This window comes from Mycolicibacter sinensis, from assembly GCF_001667945.1.
GTDB classification, from domain to species: Bacteria; Actinomycetota; Actinomycetes; order Mycobacteriales; family Mycobacteriaceae; genus Mycobacterium; species Mycobacterium sinense_B.
On the sequence record NZ_LZJK01000072.1, the window covers coordinates 1 to 17791 of the forward strand.

Here is a 17791-nt window from a genome sequence, read left to right on the forward strand (position 1 = left end):
TGGTGACCAGGGAACCGATCGGAGTGTGCGGCCTGATCACACCGTGGAACTGGCCGTTGAACCAGATCGCGGTGAAGGTCTATCCGGCATTGGCGACCGGCTGCACCATGGTGCTGAAGCCCTCGGAGGTGGCGCCGTTCTCTGCCTACATCTTCACCGAGATCATGGCCGCCGCAGGCGTTCCGGCCGGTGTGTACAACATGGTCAACGGCGACGGCCCCGGGGTGGGGGTGGCACTGGCGCAGCACCCCGACATCGACATGGTGTCGTTTACCGGGTCGACCCGCGCGGGCGTCTCGGTGGCCGAGCACGCCGCACCCACGGTGAAGCGGGTGACTCAGGAGCTCGGCGGTAAGAGCCCCAACATCGTGCTCGATGACGACGCGTTCGTCGACAGCGTCACCGCCGGCGTGGCGAACATGATGGTCAACTCCGGGCAGAGCTGCAATGCGCCGTCGCGCATGCTGGTGCCGAACTCGCGGATGGAGGAGGCGATCGCGATCGCGAACGCGGTGGCCGGACAGGTCAAGGTGGGCGATCCGGAGGATGCGCGCGCCATCGGGCCGGTGGCGTCGAAAATGCAGTTCGAGAAGGTGCAGGGGCTGATCGAGAAGGGTATTGCCGAAGGCGCGACGGTCGCCGCCGGCGGACCCGGACGTCCGGCCGGGCTGGACACCGGTTACTACGTCAAACCGACGGTCTTCGCGCACGTGAACAACCAGATGACGATCGCGCGCGAGGAGATCTTCGGGCCGGTGCTGTGCATCCTGGGCTACGACGACGTGGCCGAGGCGGTGGAGATCGCCAATGACACCGATTACGGCCTGGCGGGCTACGTCTCGGCCGCCGACGTGGAGGCGGCGCGTGCGGTGGCCCGGCGGATCCGGGCCGGCTGGGTGACCATCAACCACGCTTTCGACATGAACGCGCCGTTCGGCGGTTACAAGCGCAGCGGCAACGGCCGGGAATGGAGCGACGCCGGGTTCCAGGAGTACCTGGAGACCAAGAGCACGCTGGGCGCGGCGGCGGGCTGAGGCGGTGAAACCTACTCGTAGTGCACGGTGATCGAGCCGCCTTCGGGAACACCCTGACAGGTCAGGATGTAGCCGTCGGCGACCTCGTCATCGTCGAGAGCCGTGTTGGCGATCATTGTCGCGCTGCCCTCGCTGATGTGGGCGATGCAGGTTCCGCAGTTGCCGGCCTCGCACGAGAACGGCGGGGCCAGCCCGGCCCGCCGGGCGCTTTGCAGCAGGGTCTCGCCGGCGACCCGCGGCACCGACGCCTGCTTGCGCCCGAGGTGGATCGTTACCGTGCCGCTCACCTCGGTGGCGGTGTCGATGGCAGGTGTCGCCGGTGCCGCTGGGACGGCCATGTCGAAGTCCTCGACGAACAGCCGGCCCGGGCCCGGCCAGGCCTGCCGCACCACCGCCATGAATCCTTCCGGGCCGCACAGATAGCAGTCGGCGCCGGTGTCGTCGCCGACGAACGCGGTGACGGCGGCGGCATCCAGCAGGCCGTCGGTGTCGTCGCGATGCCGCTGCACCGACAGCCGGCCCGGATATCGGTCTGCGAGCCGGTTCAGCGCCTCGTCGAAGATCGCCGACGCGGCATCCCGGTCGGCGCAGAGCAGCCGTACCGGGCGGTCAGTGGCCGCCAGCGCGCTCTTGGCCAGCGACAGGATCGGGGTGATCCCGCTGCCGCCGGAGAACCCCAGCAGCGGAGCGTCCGAGGAATCCAGGCAGAAGGTCCCCGCGGCGCGGGTCATCGTCAACTCGTCGCCTTCGGCGACGTTGTCCAGCAACCAGTTCGACACTTTCCCGCCGGGAACACGTTTGACGGTGGTCATCAGCTCGGAGTCGGTCTCCGGCGCGCTCGACATCGAGTAAGACCGGTACAGCTCCTCGCCGCCGACCTTCACCTGAAACGTCGAGTACTGACCGGCCCGGTAGGGAAACGCCCCCCCGTGCGGCGCCAGGACGAACGTGTACGCCTCGGCGGTCTCCTTGACGATGCGGGTCACGGTCGCCCGCTGGAAAACATGAGTGACCGCCATGACCACCCCTTCCGGTTTGCGTTCTTCGTTACAGAGAATACTATTCTCTCAAACCGATAGGATCTTCTCAAATGTCGTCTGGGTCGCCTGCGTCATCCACCGCGGTGGTTGCGTTCGAGGACCGGCAGTTGTCGCTGCCGGACATCGACGCAGCTGCCGGCGCGCTGGCCGCTGCCCTTGCCGCCGACGGCGTGGCCGCCGGTGACCGGGTGGCGCTGATGGCGTCGAACCGGCCGGAGTTCGTCGTCGCCGTGCACGCCATCTGGCGACTGCGTGCGGTCGCCGCCCTGATCAGCCCCGCCTGGAAGCGCGCCGAGGTGGCGCACGCGCTGGCGCTGGTCGAGCCCCGCTACGCCCTGGGTGACCATCCGGTGCTGGCCGAGCTGATGCCGATGCGGCACCTCGACGAAACTACGGCCGCGCTACCCGACGGAACCTGGGGCGGCGATCCGCCGCCCGCCGACGCCGACGCCCTGTTGGTGTTCAGCTCCGGCACCACCGGTTTGCCCAAAGCGGTGCGGCACACGCACGCGTCGCTGGCCGCGGGGGTGCGGCACTGGCGGGACGCGTTGGGGCTGACCGCCGCTGATCGGATCCAGGTCATGACCCCGCCGTCGCACATCCTCGGCCTGCTCAACATCCTGACCGCGCTGAGCGTCGGAGCGCGGGTGCGTCTGCACCGCCGGTTCGACGTCGACGTGATGCTGCGAACGATCGGCGACGACCGGATCACCGTCGAGATGGCGGTGGCGCCGATCGCGCTGGCCATCGCCGGGCATCCGGACCTGGAGTCGTTCGACTTGTCGTCGCTGCGTTTCATCATGTGGGGCGCCACCCCCGTCACCGTCGCCGTCGCCGAGCAGGTCACCCGGCGCACCGGGGTCGGCTGGGTACCGGCCTACGGCACCAGCGAACTGCCGGTGATCGCCTGCAGTCCGCCCGACGGCGCCGGCTCGGACGAGGCGGTGTTGTCCACCGTCGGGCGGCCGGTGCCCGGAGTCGAGGTTCAGGTGGTGGATGTCGATACCGGCGAGCCGCTGCCCCCAGGCGCCCCGGGTGAGATCCTGGCCCGGTCCGATTCACTGATGGCCGGTTACCTTCCCGCCGAGGCGAGCTCGGAAGTGTTGCGCGGCGGCTGGTTTCACACCGGGGATATCGGCTACCTCGACGCCGCCGGTCGGCTGCGGATCACCGACCGCTGCAAGGAGATGATCAAGGTCCGCGGCTTTCAGGTCGCCCCCGCAGAAATCGAGGCGGTGCTGCACGAGCATCCAGCCGTCGCCGACTGCGGCGTGTTCGGGATGCCTGACCGGGGCGACGGGGAGGCCATCGTCGCGGCGGTCGCACTGCGCGCGCCGGTCAGCGACGCCGAGCTGACCGCGCTGGTGGACGACCGCCTCGCGTCCTACAAACGCCTCAGCCGGGTGGTGGTCGTGCCCGAGATCCCCCGGTTGCCGTCCGGAAAGCTGTTGCGTCGACTACTGAAGGAGCGCCTATGGATGTCCGGCTGAATGCTGAGCAGCGACAACTGCGGGATGCCGCGGCCAAGCTCGCCGACGACCTGGGGCCGGGCTCGGTCGCCGAACTCGACGATGCCGGCCGCGTGACGCGGCTGGAAAAGGCTGTCGCCCAGACCGGTTGGCGCTCGCTGCGCTCTGACGGGGCATCCGGGGTGGAGGTGGCGATCGTCGCCGAGGAGTTCGGACGCGGCCTGGTCGACGTGCCGTTCCTCGGCCCGGTGCTCGCCGACGATCTGGGCCGGCATGTGGCACTGGGCGCGGGTCCGGCCACGGTGGCGTTCCAGCAGGTCGCCATCGACGCCCGCGGCGCGGCGCACGCCGCGACGGTGCACGAGCACGCGGTGCTGACCGCCCCGGTCGGCGCGGCGCGCACCGGCGCCGACCTGACCCGGCCCGGAGCCGAGCTGGCCGGTGCGCTGCAGCAGGCCGGCGAACTCGGCGCCGAGGATGTCGCGGCCTGGCAGGCGCTGGCGCTGGTGACAACCTGTGCCGATCTGGTCGGCACCGCGCGCGGTGCGCACGCGCTGGCGTGTGACTACGCCAAGCTCCGGGAGCAGTACGGCAAACCCATCGGCAGCTATCAGGCCATCGCCCACCTGCTCGCCGAGGGACTGGCCCTGATCGAGGGCTCGGTGAGCGTGCTGCGGCACGCCGCGTGGGCGGTCGACGAAGCAGCCCCGGCCGACGCGGTGCGCGCAGCGCGCATCGCCAAGATCTATTGCGCCCGCACCGCTCGGACCGTCTGCGAGACCGCGATCCAGGTTCACGGCGGTATCGGCAACACCTGGGAATGTCTTGCGCACGTGTACCTGCGGCGCGCACTGACCTCGACCGGCCTGTGGCCCGTGACGATTAGGGAGATCGCTGATGGACTTTCGTGACTCGCCCGCCGAAGCCGACTTCCGCAGCCGGCTTCGGGCCTGGCTGACCGAGCGGGCCGGGACCTTCCCCGCGGCCGGAGACGACGAGTACTGGGCGCGCCAAGGCGAATGGCATCAAGCCCTCTACGGTGCCGGCTTCTTCGGCGTGTCCTGGCCGCGCGCGTACGGCGGCCAGGAGCTGCCGCCGGTCTATGACGTGATCGTCGACGAAGAGTTGGCTGCCGCCGGGGCTCCGCCGCGGCCGAGCCTGGGCTATCTGGTCGTGGGCCTGGGCCGGCACGCCAGTAAAGAACTGCAGCAACGATTTCTGCCGGGGATGATCGACGGCACGCAGCGTTGGTGCCAGGGCTTCTCCGAGCCCGGGGCCGGGTCGGATTTGGCGTCGCTGACCACCACCGCGACCCGTGACGGCGACAACTACGTCATTGCAGGGCACAAGATCTGGACCAGTTACTCCGATGTCGCCGACTGGTGTCTGCTGCTGGCTCGCACCGACAAGGACGCCCCCCGGCACCGGGGCATCTCGGCGTTCATCATCTCCATGCACCAGCCCGGTGTCGAGCAGCGGCCATTGCAGATGATCAACGGTGTCACCACCGAATTCGGTCAGGTGCTGTTCGACGGCGCGACGGTTCCGGCGAGCCAGATGGTCGGTGCGCCGGGGGAGGGTTGGGCGCTGGCGATGACCGTCGTCGGCCATGAGCGTGAGCCTTCGACCCTGGGCTATTCGGCGCGCTACGGCAAGCTGGTCCGCCAGATGGCGAAGCGCGTAGCGGGCGACGTTCCGGAGGAATTGGCCTGGGCGGCAGTGGAAACCGAGATGCTACGGTTGCATGTGCGCCGTCGGCTCTCCGAACAGCTCGACGGGCTGTCGCACGGCCCGGAAGGCTCGCTGGACAAGTTGCTGATGACATGGGTGGAGCAATCGGTGGGCCACGCCGCACTGGCCGTCGGCGGTGTCGACGATCCCGATCTGCTCAGCGCTTACCTTTACAGTCGCGCGCAGAGCGTGATGGGCGGGACCTCGCAGATCCAGAAGAACATCATTGCCGGCCGAATCCTGGGATTGGGAGCTTGAAATGTACGACATACCTGCTGAGATCGACGTGCGCGCCGACGGTCCGCTGCGGATCATCACGCTCAATCGCCCCGAGGCGCTCAATGCCGTCAACGACGCGCTGCACACCGGTCTGGCGAGACTCTGGCCGCAGCTGGACGAAGACCACGACGCCCGCGCGGCGGTGTTGACCGGAAGCGGGCGAGCATTCTCCGCCGGGGGCGACTTCGCCTACCTCGACGAGCTGCGCCGTGATGAGACGCTGCGCGCCAAGACGATTCTGCACGGCCGGGAAATCGTGCTGGGCATGGCGCGCTGCCGCAAACCGGTCATCGCCGCCGTCAACGGGCCCGCGGTCGGGCTGGGTTGCAGCCTGGTGGCGCTCAGCGACATCGTCTACATGGCCGAATCCGCCTATCTGGCCGATCCGCACGTGCAGGTGGGCCTGGTCGCCGCCGACGGCGGCCCGCTGACCTGGCCGCTACAGATGAGCCTGCTGCAGGCCAAGGAGTACGCGCTGACCGGGGCGCGCATCCCGGCCGCGCGGGCGGTGGAGCTCGGCTTGGCCAACCACGTCGTGGAAGACCCGCTGGCCGAAGCGATCTCATGTGCCAAGCGCATCGCCGAGCTGCCCCGCCAGGCCGTCGAGAGCACCAAGCGGCTGCTCAACATCCACCTGGAGCGCTCGGTGCTGGCCACCCTGGATTTCGCGAACATGGCCGAAGACCAGTCGTTTCGAACCGAGGACTTCGCCCACATCATCGATCGGCTCACCGCGAACAAGAACTGATGGGCCGATGACGATCGCCGAGTTGCTCGCGGCGGCCCGGGACGGCTCGATCCGCGCCACCGGGCGACTGCTCAGCCTGGTCGAAAGCGGCCGGCGGGTCGAGGTGCTGTCCGCCGTCGGCCCAGCCACCACCCGGGTCATCGGGGTGACCGGCCCGCCCGGCGCGGGCAAGTCCACCACGATCGCGGCACTGGTCGGGGCGTATCGGGCGCGCGGTATGCGGGTGGCGGTACTCGCCGTCGACCCGTCCTCGCCGTTCAGTGGCGGGGCCCTGCTCGGCGACCGCATCCGAATGGCGGCGCACATCAACGATCCGGCGGTGCTGATCCGTTCGGTGGCCTCCCGCGGCCACCTGGGCGGGCTGGCCGAAGCGGTGCCCGCGGCCATCCAGCTGTTGGCCGGGCTCGGCTACGACGTGCTGTTGCTGGAGACGGTCGGCGTGGGGCAATCCGAGATCGAGATCGCCGCGATCGCCGACCCGACGGTCGTCGTGCTCAACCCCGGTGCCGGCGATGCGGTTCAGGCCGCCAAGGCCGGGTTGCTGGAAGTGGCCGACGTGGTGGTGGTCAACAAAGCCGACCGCGAGGGTGCCCAGCAAACCGTTCGCGAGCTTCGGGTCGAGTTGAAGCACACCGGCGCACCGATTCTCACGCTGATCGCCGCGCAGGGTGTGGGTCTTGGTGAGCTGGTGGACACCATCGAGGCGCACCACCGCACCGACAGTCGGGAGCGCCGATTGGCACGGGCGCGGTCCCAGATCCTGTCGCTGGCCCAGACGCGGCTGCGGACCCACCCGGCGCTCAACAGACTCGCCGAGCTGGTGGTCGACGGGAGCGATGACCCGTACTCGGCGGCCGAGCGGCTGCTGTCGCCGGGTGACACGGGACAGCGCTAGCGTTTCCGAGCCGGCCAGCGGGGCAGGTTCAGCGGCAGATCATTGTAGGTAGCGATGCCGGGTTCGGCGGCCACCACGGCCGGGATGGCGTTGATCGGCGGCATCGCGGTCATGATGTGGCCGAGCTCGAAGAAGTCGTCGAGAGACTTCGCCGAGGCGATCATGTCCGGCGGCGGGGTGAACCCGACCTGCATGTTCACCGTCGGGCGGCCGTCGATGGTGATCTTCCACCCGTCGCCGTCGAGCTGCCAATCCGGCTGCAGCGTCTGGCCTTTGCGCCACCGCACGTTGATGTCGATCACGGGCTCGCCGCCCGCGATTCCCCGCCAGCTGGCGAACACCCCGGCCACGTGCCCCGCCGGGATGGTCCACGACGCCATGGCCAGGTCTTCGGTGGTCTGGGCGTATTCGGACACACAGGTGATCTCGTCGAGCTCGACGCCGATCGCGTCGGCGACCAGCTGCACCGCCTCGGCGAACACCGCGGTGCCCTTGGCGGCCATCGGCGCCAGATCCGGGTCGTCGATCGCCGTGCCGAAGCCGACCGGGCGTTCGGTGTCGGGTGAGTCATACAGCGTGGTATCGGCCGTTTCGGTGATGGTGATCTTGTCGATCCGGTCGCACGCCGTCGCCGCCACGATGGCCAGCAGCTCGGCGAAGCCCGGACTGACCCCGGAACCGAACAGGGTGGCGCCGCCCTTGCGGCAGGCCTCGTCGAGCCGGGCGCGATCCTCGCCGAGATTGTGCCCGGTGATGAACGATGCCGAGGTCACCACGTTCACGCCCGCCGACAGGATCCCCACCAGCTCATCGACGTTGATCCACATCGGGTTGTAGACGATGCAGTCCGGTTTGAGCGCCAGCAGCGCCGCGGTGTCGTTGGTGGCGGTGACGCCGAGCGGGTCGATGCCGACCAGCTCGCCGACGTCACGACCGACCTTGTCGTCCGACCACGCGAAGAGTCCGACGAGTTCGTAATCCGGATTGGCGGCGATCGCCCGGACGGAGCTCTTCCCGACGTTGCCGGTCGTCCATTGCACGATCCGGTAGGGGGTGGTCGGCATGCGCATCACCTCTGTCTGCACCGACATGGATAATCAGCTTCTCTGATTCCGATAATTGCGTTCGCTGAATGAGGTTATGCGTTTCGACAGGGGAAGTCCAGGGTTCGAGGCGAGCGTGCGAATCGGCGGTCACCCGCCCTGCGGCCGGTCAGCTGCGGGCGAAGCCGCGTGCGCAGAAGTCCCAGACCTCGTCGGCGGTGAGCGGGTTGGCCGCCGGATCGGTTGAAGCCGGACTGGATTGAGCGTTGAACATGACCGTCTGCATGATCATCGCGGCCGCCCGCCGGGGGTTGGGCCCGGCGCGCAGCTGTCCGGCGGCCGCCGCCTGTTCAGTCAGCTCGGTGAGCAGCGCCAACAACGGCGTGTGGGCGACCTTGACCTCGGCGGGGTGGGTCAACAGCAGGGTCGGGGCGAAATCGGTGAACAGCGGCCGTTTGGCGGCCGGGTCGGGGCGGGACGATTCGAACAGCAACTCGACGGCGACCTTGAGGCGTTCCAGCGGATCGGCGTAATTCGCTGTCGCGGCGCGAATCTGTTCAGCCGCGCGGCTCAGGGCGTCCTCGAAGAGCGCCAGCAGCAGCTCGTGTTTGCCGTCGAACTGCAGGTAGAAGCTGCGTAGCGACTGCCGCGAGCGGTCCACGACTTCCTGGACGGTGAAGTCGGTGCTGCCTTTTTCGATGATGATCGACTGCGCGGCATCCAGAAAGCGCTGAACACGTTGGGCCGCGCGGATTTTCGCGGTCTTGATGGAGCGTTCGACCGCACGCTGCTTCCACGCGGGTTCTTCGCTCGGGCTGGTCACCGGCACTCCGGGCTGGTGTGCGCTAGGCGGGGCACAGCGCAACTGTACTGGACGGTAACCCGCCGGCGGCGCGCGACACCGGCAAGGGGATGACGATTCAGAGATCGTAACTTCTCCATTCGAGAATGATATTCTCATATGTGCGTCTATGGAAGTGGACTGGCAATATCCGGGCCGGTCCGCCAGCCGGAGACCCCGGGACGCCCGAACCGAGGAGTGTCGGTGCAACTGGCCTTTGATTCCGACGTCGAGAGCTTCCGCGCCGAGTTTTCGGCATTCCTGGACGAGCATCTGCCCACCGAGGCCGAGGCGCTCGAGCGGTCCCGCTCCTGCTCGCACGTCCCGGACTGGGCGCGGCGCTGGCAGCGACTGCTGTTCGACAACGGCTGGCTGCTGCCCGGGAATCCGCCGGAATTCGGCGGCCGCAACGCCACCATTCTGCAGCAGTATGTGCACTCCGAGGAGCTGTCTCGCCGGCGGATCTACCCCAGCTTCAACCCGCAGGGGGTCGGCATCATCGCGGCGTCGCTGCTGTCGTTCGGCACCGAAGAGCAGAAGCTGCGGTGGGCGGTCCCGATCCTGCGCGCGGAGATCACCGCCTCGCTGGGGATGAGCGAGCCCGGCGCCGGTTCGGACCTGGCCGGATTGCAGACCCGCGCGGTGCTCACCGGCGATCACTTCGTGGTCAACGGCCAGAAGGTCTGGACGTCGGGGGCCCACGATGCCGACGTGCTGTTGACCTTCGTGCGCACCGACCCGGATGCCCCGAAGCACAAGGGCATCAGCGTGCTGCTGATACCGACCGATACCCCGGGTGTGGTCCGGCGGCCGTTCGCCTCGGCGTGTGGCCACGACGATGTCGATTTCAACGAGGTCTTCTTCACCGATGTGAAGGTGCCCGTCGAGAACCTGGTGGGTCCGCTCAACGGCGGCTGGGGGGTGGCCAACGGCTCACTCGGCCACGAACGCACCCTGCTGTGGATGAGCTTCGCCGACCGATTGCGCGACCTGATCCATGACTTCCGGCCGGTCGGGGCGCTGAACCGTGACCGCTTCGCCACCTTGGTGATGGACAACCAGGCGCTGCGGCTGCTCGGTTCGGTGGCCTTGGCTCAGGCGGCGCGTGGCGAGCAGGACGTCCCCGCGCTGTCGGTGCTCAAGCTGCTGGGCTCCGAGGCGGTGCAGACCGCCGCCGAGCACGCGCTCGACGCGGCCGGCAGCGGTGGCCTGAAGCACCCGGCCAACTCGGGGGCCTACACGCCGATGAACGAGGACTACGCGACGTCGAGCTGGTTCGATCGCTACCTGCGCAGCTTCTCCGGCACCATCGCCGGTGGCACCTCGGAGATCCAGCGCAACATCATCGCCCAACGAGTGCTGGGGCTGCCGCGCGGTTAGCCCCCAGGCGATTTCGGCGCGGTTATGCCCGCGTAGCGGTGGTAACCGTGCCGAAATTGCTACAGCTGCACCAGTCGCGGTGCCGACCGGCGGGCCCGCAGACCCCCACCCACCCGGCGGGTCAATTCTCGGGCGGTGCCGAGCAATCCGTCCAGAACCAGTACGCGCTCGATGTGGCGGTGCAGATCGTGTTCTGCGGTGAAGCCGACGCCGCCGAGCACCTGCTGGCAGTGCTTGGCCGCGGTCAACGCGGCCTTCCCCGCGGCGGCTTTGGCCAGCATGGAGCTCAGGTCCGGGCTGCCGACAGCGGGCGCGGTGAGGGTGGCCTCGGCGCCCTCGATGGCAACCAGCGTTTCGGCGAGCCGGTGCCGAACGGCCTGGAAGGCGGCGATCGGTTTACCGAACTGCACCCGGTCCAGGGCGTGCTGGCGGGCCAGTGCCAGCATGGCCCGCGCCGAGCCGACCAGCCACCACGCCAATGCGCGGCGCGCCTCACCCACGCGCATCAGTTCGCCGCCGGGTACTTCGCGCAGCGGAAGCCCGCCAAGAACGGGATTGCCGTCGCGTTCGCTTCGTTCCCAGATCACCCAGCTGCCGCCGGTATAGGGCATCGGGGGAGTGCCGCCGGGCAGGCCGCCGATGGTCTCCAAGATCACGTCGTTGAGCACCGAGGCGTGCGACCCCGTCTCGCCGAGCAGCCGGAACACCAGCGGGATCGCCAGGTCCGGATCCTCGGAAAGCATTTCCGCCCAGCCGAGTTCGGCCAGGGCGCCATCCAGCTCGGCGCCGGAAGCGGTCGCCATGGTCTTGCGCAGGGTCTCTTCCAGCAGCGCGATCGACGCAGCATCCATCGCGGTGGTCATCGTCATTCCTTCCCGAGGTCGAGCAGGCGGCGGGCGATGATGTTGCGCTGGATCTCCGAGGTGCCGCCGTAGATGGTCGCCGCGCGCGAGTACAAGAACTCGGTGCGCCAGGACGACTCGTCGAGCTCGATGGTTCCCGGCAACAGGTCACGCGCGGTATCGAAGAGCTTCTGTTCGGCAGTGGCCAGCAGCACCTTGTCGATCGAGGTGTCCGGGCCCAGCCGCGTGCCGCCGGCCAGCCGGTGCTGGGTGGCGCGCGAGCGGCAGCGCAACGTGTGCAACGCGAGATAGGCTTCGCCCAGCGCAGCATCATCGACCGCGGTCGTCTCGGCGATGAGCCGATCCAATCGCGAATACAGATAGGCGATTCGCTGCCAGAAGCAGGTGGAGCGCTCGAACGGCAGCAGATCCATGGCAAGTCGCCAGCCGTCGCCGGGCCGGCCGAGCATCCGCTCGGCGGGAACCACCACCTCGTCGAAGTAGACCTCGCAGAACTCGTCCACGCCGTGCATCGTCCGTAGCGGACGCACGGTGATGCCGGGGGCGTCCATGTCGACGAAGAACGCGGTGATGCCGTCATGCCCGGGAGCGGTGCGGGTCAGCAGCACGCAGCGCGTCGAATACTGGGCGAAGCTGGTCCAGACCTTCTGGCCGTTGATGATCCAGTTGTCGCCGTCCGGGGTGGCGCGGGTGGACAGCGACGCCAGATCGCTGCCGGAGCCCGGCTCGGAGAAGCCCTGGCACCATTGCTCGCGGCCGGACAGCAGCCGAGGCACCATCTCCGCGGCCAGCTCCGGTGGCGCGTAGTCGATCATGGTCGGCGCCAGGACTTCCAGCATCGAGTAGGGCCCGGGCTCGGCCAGCCCGCGACCGACGACCTCTTCGCCGACGACCGCGCGCAGCATCGCCGGACCGCCCAGCCCCCCGGCCGCGACCGGCCAGCCGTACCGCATCCAGTCGGCCTCGTACAGCGCGGCGCAGACCCGGCCGAATTGCTGGACGTGGCCCTCCAGGGAGTGATCCGGCCCAGGGGTCAGGTCGTTCTCGTCGAGCCAGGCGCGCAGATCTGCGTGGAATTCAGAGACATTCATTTCGATGAGGGCCGACCGATCGCGTGTGGGCGGCCGGAGTCGTGTGCGCCGCTGCGGCGGATGAACGTCATCGCCCGGGTCTTCAGCCGCCACCCGTCCGCGGTGCGCACATAGGTGTCGTTGTAGTAGCCGATCCGCATGTCATGGCTGGCATGGTCGATGAAGCACAGTGGTTGGGTACCGGTCGCGGTGTCGCCGTCGAGCTCGATCACCGGGGTTCCGGTCATGAACAGGCCCTTGGGGGCGGCGTCCACCAGCACCGGAAACCGGTCCAGCGAATAGGTCTCGCCGAATGCACTGTAGGTGCCGTCCGGGGTGAACACCGCCACGAGTCCGTCGATGTCGCCCTGGGTGATCGTCACCGCGTAGCGGGCGAGCAGCTGCTGGATCTCGACGAGCTCGTCAGTTCTTGTTGACATAGACCTGACCGCCTTTCATGACGAACTTCACGTTGCGGGTAACGGTGATGTCGGACAACGGGTCTCCCGGCACCCCGATGATGTCTGCGAGTAGGCCCTCGGCCAGCCGGCCCCGGTCGGCGACGTTGATCAGCTCAGCCGCGGTCACCGTCGCGGCCCGCAGCACTGCCGCCGGCGGCAGGCCCCAGTCCACCAAGGTGACCAGTTCGTCGGCGTTGCGGCCGTGCGGGATGGCGGGCGCGTCGGTGCCGACGGCGATCTTCACCCCCGCCTCATAGGCGGCCTTGACCGAGGTGCGCGCCTTGGGGAACATCTCGGCAGCCTTGGCCTGCAGTTCGGGCGGGGCCTTGGACACGTCCATCGCCTCGGCCAGGCGTCGGGTGGTGACCAGGAAGCGGTCGTGTTCGACGAGCATCGCTATCGCCTCATCGTCCATCAGGAACCCGTGCTCGATGCAGTCGATGCCGCAGGCAACCGCGTGCTTGACGGCCTCGGCGCCGTGGGTGTGCGCGGCGACCCGCAGCCCGCGCCGGTGTGCCTCGTCGACGATGACGCGCAGCTCTTCATCCGAATAATGTTGGGCGCCAGCCTCTCCGGTCAACGACATCACGCCGCCCGAGCAGCACACCTTGATCAGCTGTGCGCCGTGCTTGATCTGGTAGCGGACTGCCTTGCGGATCTCGTCGACACCGTTGGCGATGCCCTCCTCGACGGTCAGCTCCAACACGCCGGGCATGAACGCCGCGAACATCGTCGGGTCCAGGTGGCCGCCGGTCGGGGTGATCGCATGACCGGCCGGCACCACCCGCGGCCCCTCGATCCAGCCGGCGTCGATCGCCTTGCCCAGCGCCACGTCGAGCAGATACCCGCCGGTTTTGACGAACAGCCCGAGGTTGCGCACCGTGGTGAAGCCGGCCCGCAGCGTGCGCCGCGCATTGCCCACCGCGCGCAGTACCCGCGTCGGCGGATCGTCCTGCACCTGGGATAGGCCGGGGTTCTCGCCCCGGCCGCCCATCAGCAGGTTGACCTCCATGTCCATCAGCCCGGGCAGCAGGATCAGGTCACCCAGATCCAGCACCTCGTCGTCCGCACCGGACGCCGGAGATCCGCCGATGCCGACGATTTTGTCCCCCTCGACCCGGATAACACCGGGCCGGATGATCTCTCCGGAGTCGACGTCGAGCAGCCCGGCTGCCTTGAGCGTCAGCACCTTTAGACGACCGGTTCCTTGATCAACTGCACCCACGCGGCACCGCTGTCGGGCACCCGCGGCTGCTTCCAGGCCTCGATCGGGAAGGACACCATCACCAAAGACTGCATGATGTGCATCAGCGAACGGGCTTCATCGGGCAGATCATGGAGGTCGAACTTGTCCAGGTAGGTGATCGCGTCCTCCAGTCGGCCGAACGCGGCGTCATAGAACTCCTGCATCTCGCCCATGGTGGAGGCCAGCCGTTTGGCGTAGCGCTCCGGCTCGGTGGCGAGATCCCAATCGGCGTAGGGCTGCAGGTCAGCGAAGTCAGACGGTAGCGCCATTGGCGTGCTCCTTCTTGTACTCGGATACGTAGTCACGGGCGGTCTTGTGCAGGTGTCGAATCAGGATCTCCTGGTCGCACAACAAGAAGTCGTCCACGACCTTCGTGCCGATCATGGTCTGGGTTGCTTCCAGGGTGTTGGCGTCCTGCAGCGCGTATTCCTTGAACGTCACCGCGGCCAGTTCCTGGGCCAAACGTTCCCGGGCATTGCGCGGCGGCACGAAGTACAGGCTCGCTTCGAAGGTGTGCTTGTCGGCAGCGGTCGGCCAGTACTGGTAGGTCAGGTACCAGCCCGGCTCCCAGATCAGAATCATGAAGTTGGGGAAGAACACGAAGGAGTCGATGCCCCACTGCGGCACTCGTTTGATATTCACCGACGGTGGCAGTTCGAGGTCGGCAATGAGATCCGGCTTGTCCCAGGGGCCGAACAGTCCGCTGCGCAGCGCCCGGTCCAACGGCTTGACCATGTTGAGGTCAGCCGGTGGCGACTGACCACCCCACGTCGATTGCAGGCTGTGCGGTCCGGCCAGCTCGTAGTGCAGCGCTTCGTAGCCGAATTTCTGGATCTTGGCGGCTTCTTCCTTGGTGTACTGGCCCTGGTGCAGGATCGGCGCGTGGTAGAACTCCACGAACGCGTCGAGGAACAGCTTCCAGTTGCTGCCGATCTCGGCCTTGTAGGAGTAGACCTCGGTCATCTCGCCGAACGGGTAGCCCTCGATGCCCTTGGCCAGTGAACCCAGGTACTCGTTGAGCGGGCCGGCGTTGTCGTCGAAGTTGACGAAGATGAAGCCCTCCCACACCTCGCAGCGCACCGGCACCAGGCCGTACTGGCTCTTGTCGACGTCGAAGAACTCGCCTTCCTGCTGGATGAAGGTGAGGTCGCCGTCCAGGCTGTAGCGCCAGGCGTGGTATTTGCAGGTGAACTGGCGGCAGGTGCCTTCGGTCTCCTCATTGGGAAAGTCGTTCCACACCAGCTTGTTTCCGCGGTGCCGGCAGATGTTGTGGAACGCGCGCACCACGCCGTCTTTGCCCTTGACGACGATGATCGAGGTGCCCTTGCATACCGAGGGCAGTTCCCGGGTGAAGTAGCTGCCGGTTTTGGGCAGCCGCTCGACACGGCCGACGTGTAGCCAGGTGCGTTTGAAGATCGCCTCCTGCTCGTCGGCGAAGTGCGCCGGATCGAACGAGTCGCTGTAATCGACCGGTTCGGTGCCGAGTTCGGGATAGGCCTGTGTCCAGCTGCCTGCAGCCGGCTTCGGGAAATGGGGCACGGTGTTACCTCTCTGATTCGGGTTCTTCGTCGAGTTCAACGCCAAAGGTGTTGAAGGCCATGGCCAGCATGCTGTAGCAGCCGACCGTGAAGACGAGTTCCATCAGTTGTTTCTCGTCCAGGTGTTTGGTGAGGACCGCCTCGGTGGCGGGGGAGAGCCGGGAGGTCTCGTCGAGTTCGTCGGCGGCGGTCACCACGGCCTGGTACAGCTCGTCGCGTCCCGCGCCGTGCTGCAGGTCTTCGATGTCGGCGTCGGTGAGGCCGGCTTCCTTGCCGATGGTGATGTGGTGCACCCACTCGTATTCGCAGCCGCGCCGGTGGGCCGCCCGCAGGATGGCGAGCTCGCGAAGATTGCCCGGGAGCGTCCCGCGGTACAGCAGCTCGACATTGAATTTGAGGAATGCCCGGGCCAGCTTCGGGTGATGAACCAGCATGGTCATCGCCGAGCCGGCGCCGCGGGAGTTGCGCCGGTCGGCGGTCAGCACCTGGGCGAGAGCACGCTGGACCGCCTCATCGTCCCACTGGGACTCCGACAGCGGGGTCAGGCGCATGGTTCCTCCTCGCTAGCGAGAATCACATTCTCATATTTGACCAACAGATTTCCATGTTTCTCGCGTTTGGTCAATACGGGGGCGTCAGCGCAGGTAGCGCGGCGGGGCGAGCCGCCCGTCGGTCGCGCCGGGCCGGGCGGCCGCGCCCGCAACCACCGGATCGGCAGAAGGTTGATTCTCTGAAAAGGGGAAGCTAGTTTTCATTCAAGACGTCATAAGGCCGGCCGTCGCGCCGGACCCGGATCGGAGGATGGCCGTGAACAAGGACGACATGATTCTGATCAGCGTCGATGACCACACCGTCGAACCGCCGGACATGTTCGCCAACCACCTGCCGCGCAAGTACCTCGATGACGCGCCGCGCCTGGTGCACAATCCCGACGGCTCCGATACCTGGCAGTTCCGTGATGTGGTGATCCCCAATGTCGCACTCAACGCGGTCGCGGGGCGCCCCAAGGAGGAATACGGCCTGGAGCCTCAGGGCCTCGACGAGATCCGGCCGGGCTGCTACAACGTCGACGAGCGGGTCAAGGACATGAACGCCGGCGGCATCCTGGGCTCGATCTGCTTCCCATCGTTCCCCGGCTTCGCCGGCCGGCTGTTCGCCACCGATGACCCGGACTTCTCGGTGGCGCTGGTGCAGGCCTACAACGACTGGCACATCGACGAATGGTGCGGGGCCTATCCCGCACGCTTCATCCCGATGGCGCTGCCGGTGATCTGGGACGCCGAGAAGTGCGCCGCGGAGGTGCGGCGGGTGTCCAAGAAGGGCGTACACGCGCTGACCTTCAGCGAGAACCCGGCCGCGATGGGATACCCGAGCTTCCACGATGAGTACTGGAACCCGTTGTGGCGGGCGCTATGTGACACCAACACCGTGCTCAACGTGCACATCGGGTCGTCGGGGAAGCTGGCGATCACCGCACCCGACGCACCGATGGACGTGATGATCACCTTGCAGCCGATGAACATTGTGCAGGCGGCGGCCGACCTGCTGTGGTCCCGGCCGGTCAAGGAATACCCGGATCTCAAAATCGCCTTGTCCGAGGGCGGGACCGGGTGGATCCCCTACTTCCTGGAGCGGGTGGACCGCACCTACGAGATGCACTCGACCTGGACCGGTCAGAACTTCGGCGACAAGCTGCCGTCCGAGGTCTTCCGGGAGCACTTTTTGACCTGCTTCATCTCCGACCCGGTCGGTGTCAAGCTGCGTCACGAGATCGGCATCGACAACATCGCCTGGGAGGCGGACTATCCGCACAGCGACTCGATGTGGCCGGGCGCGCCCGAAGAGCTGTGGAACGTCTTGTGCGCCAATGATGTCACCGACGCCGAGATCAACAAGATGACGCACGAGAACGCCATGCGCTGGTACTCCTTCGACCCCTTTGCCCACATCGCCCGCGAGCAGGCCACCGTGGGCGCGCTGCGCAAAGCCGCCGAGGGGCACGACGTTCAGATTCGCGCGCTGAGCCAGCACAAGCACGGTGATCGCCAGGCCAACGCGTTGATGGACGCCGCGCGGTCCAACAGCTGATCTGGCCCGCCGTTGACGGGCCTCCGCCCATATGAAAGTCTGTTGACCACCTATGAGAATGGGAT

The 17791-nt window shown here is 67.4% G+C and carries 17 protein-coding genes and 1 pseudogene; 8 read left to right on the forward strand and 10 right to left on the reverse strand.

The window, feature by feature from the left end:
- Window positions 1-1034, forward strand: a 1034-nt coding sequence (locus A5694_RS09575) for an aldehyde dehydrogenase family protein (RefSeq protein ID WP_064921604.1), incomplete at its 5' end; no start/stop codon positions are given.
- A gap of 11 nt (window positions 1035-1045) precedes the next feature.
- Here A5694_RS09575 and A5694_RS09580 read toward each other — a convergent pair.
- Window positions 1046-2053, reverse strand: coding sequence for a ferredoxin--NADP reductase (locus A5694_RS09580; protein ID WP_064921638.1), 1008 nt, complete (start codon window positions 2051-2053; stop codon window positions 1046-1048).
- 71 nt (window positions 2054-2124) lie between these two features.
- Between A5694_RS09580 and A5694_RS09585 the strand changes: the two are divergent.
- The 5 genes and pseudogenes from A5694_RS09585 to meaB form a co-directional block, all read left to right on the forward strand.
- A pseudogene (locus A5694_RS09585) lies at window positions 2125-3565 on the forward strand (class I adenylate-forming enzyme family protein); the annotation flags it as partial.
- 16 nt (window positions 3566-3581) lie between these two features.
- On the forward strand, window positions 3582-4454 hold the full coding sequence (locus A5694_RS09590) for an acyl-CoA dehydrogenase family protein (protein WP_428844268.1): 873 nt from the start codon (window positions 3582-3584) through the stop codon (window positions 4452-4454).
- Window positions 4441-5532: an acyl-CoA dehydrogenase family protein gene (locus A5694_RS09595; protein WP_064921607.1), complete on the forward strand. Its 1092-nt coding sequence runs from the start codon at window positions 4441-4443 to the stop codon at window positions 5530-5532. Before A5694_RS09590 ends, A5694_RS09595 begins: the two co-directional genes overlap by 14 nt.
- A 1-nt stretch (window position 5533) precedes the next feature.
- Window positions 5534-6301 (forward strand): enoyl-CoA hydratase/isomerase family protein, encoded by a 768-nt coding sequence (locus A5694_RS09600; RefSeq protein WP_064921608.1) that lies wholly within the window; start codon window positions 5534-5536, stop codon window positions 6299-6301.
- Window positions 6302-6308: 7 nt separating this feature from the next.
- On the forward strand, window positions 6309-7196 hold the full coding sequence (meaB, locus tag A5694_RS09605; RefSeq protein WP_064921609.1) for a methylmalonyl Co-A mutase-associated GTPase MeaB: 888 nt from the start codon (window positions 6309-6311) through the stop codon (window positions 7194-7196).
- Here meaB and A5694_RS09610 read toward each other — a convergent pair.
- The gene (locus A5694_RS09610) at window positions 7193-8260 is read right to left on the reverse strand and encodes an NAD(P)H-dependent amine dehydrogenase family protein (RefSeq protein ID WP_064921639.1); all 1068 of its coding nucleotides are present in this window, start codon (window positions 8258-8260) and stop codon (window positions 7193-7195) included. The two genes, meaB and A5694_RS09610, sit on opposite strands and share 4 nt — an antisense overlap.
- A 148-nt stretch (window positions 8261-8408) precedes the next feature.
- Window positions 8409-9062 carry a TetR/AcrR family transcriptional regulator gene (locus A5694_RS09615; RefSeq protein WP_207515961.1) on the reverse strand — a complete coding sequence of 218 codons (654 nt, stop codon included), beginning with the start codon at window positions 9060-9062 and terminating at the stop codon, window positions 8409-8411.
- A 222-nt stretch (window positions 9063-9284) separates the two neighbouring features.
- On the opposite strand from A5694_RS09615, the gene A5694_RS09620 reads away from it, so the two are divergent.
- Window positions 9285-10460 carry an acyl-CoA dehydrogenase family protein gene (locus A5694_RS09620; RefSeq protein ID WP_064921640.1) on the forward strand — a complete coding sequence of 392 codons (1176 nt, stop codon included), beginning with the start codon at window positions 9285-9287 and terminating at the stop codon, window positions 10458-10460.
- Between the two features lie 59 nt (window positions 10461-10519).
- Here the strand turns inward: A5694_RS09620 and A5694_RS09625 are convergent, their stop codons facing one another.
- The 7 genes from A5694_RS09625 to A5694_RS09655 are packed head-to-tail and all read right to left on the reverse strand — an operon-like array spanning window position 10520 to window position 16189.
- On the reverse strand, window positions 10520-11323 hold the full coding sequence (locus A5694_RS09625; protein ID WP_064921611.1) for an acyl-CoA dehydrogenase family protein: 804 nt from the start codon (window positions 11321-11323) through the stop codon (window positions 10520-10522).
- A gap of 2 nt (window positions 11324-11325) precedes the next feature.
- On the reverse strand, window positions 11326-12414 hold the full coding sequence (locus A5694_RS09630; RefSeq protein WP_064921612.1) for an acyl-CoA dehydrogenase family protein: 1089 nt from the start codon (window positions 12412-12414) through the stop codon (window positions 11326-11328).
- Entirely contained in the window at window positions 12411-12833 is a 423-nt protein-coding gene (locus A5694_RS09635; protein WP_064921613.1) for a nuclear transport factor 2 family protein, read from the reverse strand. Before A5694_RS09635 ends, A5694_RS09630 begins: the two co-directional genes overlap by 4 nt.
- Window positions 12817-14043, reverse strand: coding sequence for a metal-dependent hydrolase family protein (locus A5694_RS09640; protein ID WP_064921614.1), 1227 nt, complete (start codon window positions 14041-14043; stop codon window positions 12817-12819). The genes A5694_RS09635 and A5694_RS09640 overlap by 17 nt, the downstream gene beginning before the upstream one ends.
- A gap of 2 nt (window positions 14044-14045) precedes the next feature.
- Window positions 14046-14369 (reverse strand): hypothetical protein, encoded by a 324-nt coding sequence (locus A5694_RS09645; RefSeq protein WP_064921615.1) that lies wholly within the window; start codon window positions 14367-14369, stop codon window positions 14046-14048.
- A complete protein-coding gene (locus tag A5694_RS09650; protein WP_064921616.1) occupies window positions 14353-15639 on the reverse strand; it encodes an aromatic ring-hydroxylating oxygenase subunit alpha in 1287 nt (428 codons plus the stop codon). Before A5694_RS09650 ends, A5694_RS09645 begins: the two co-directional genes overlap by 17 nt.
- 4 nt (window positions 15640-15643) lie before the next feature.
- On the reverse strand, window positions 15644-16189 hold the full coding sequence (locus A5694_RS09655) for a carboxymuconolactone decarboxylase family protein (protein WP_064921617.1): 546 nt from the start codon (window positions 16187-16189) through the stop codon (window positions 15644-15646).
- 256 nt (window positions 16190-16445) lie between these two features.
- Here A5694_RS09655 and A5694_RS09660 point away from each other — a divergent pair, with 256 nt between their 5' ends.
- Window positions 16446-17726, forward strand: coding sequence for an amidohydrolase family protein (locus A5694_RS09660; protein ID WP_064921641.1), 1281 nt, complete (start codon window positions 16446-16448; stop codon window positions 17724-17726).
- Window positions 17727-17791: the final 65 nt, after the last annotated feature.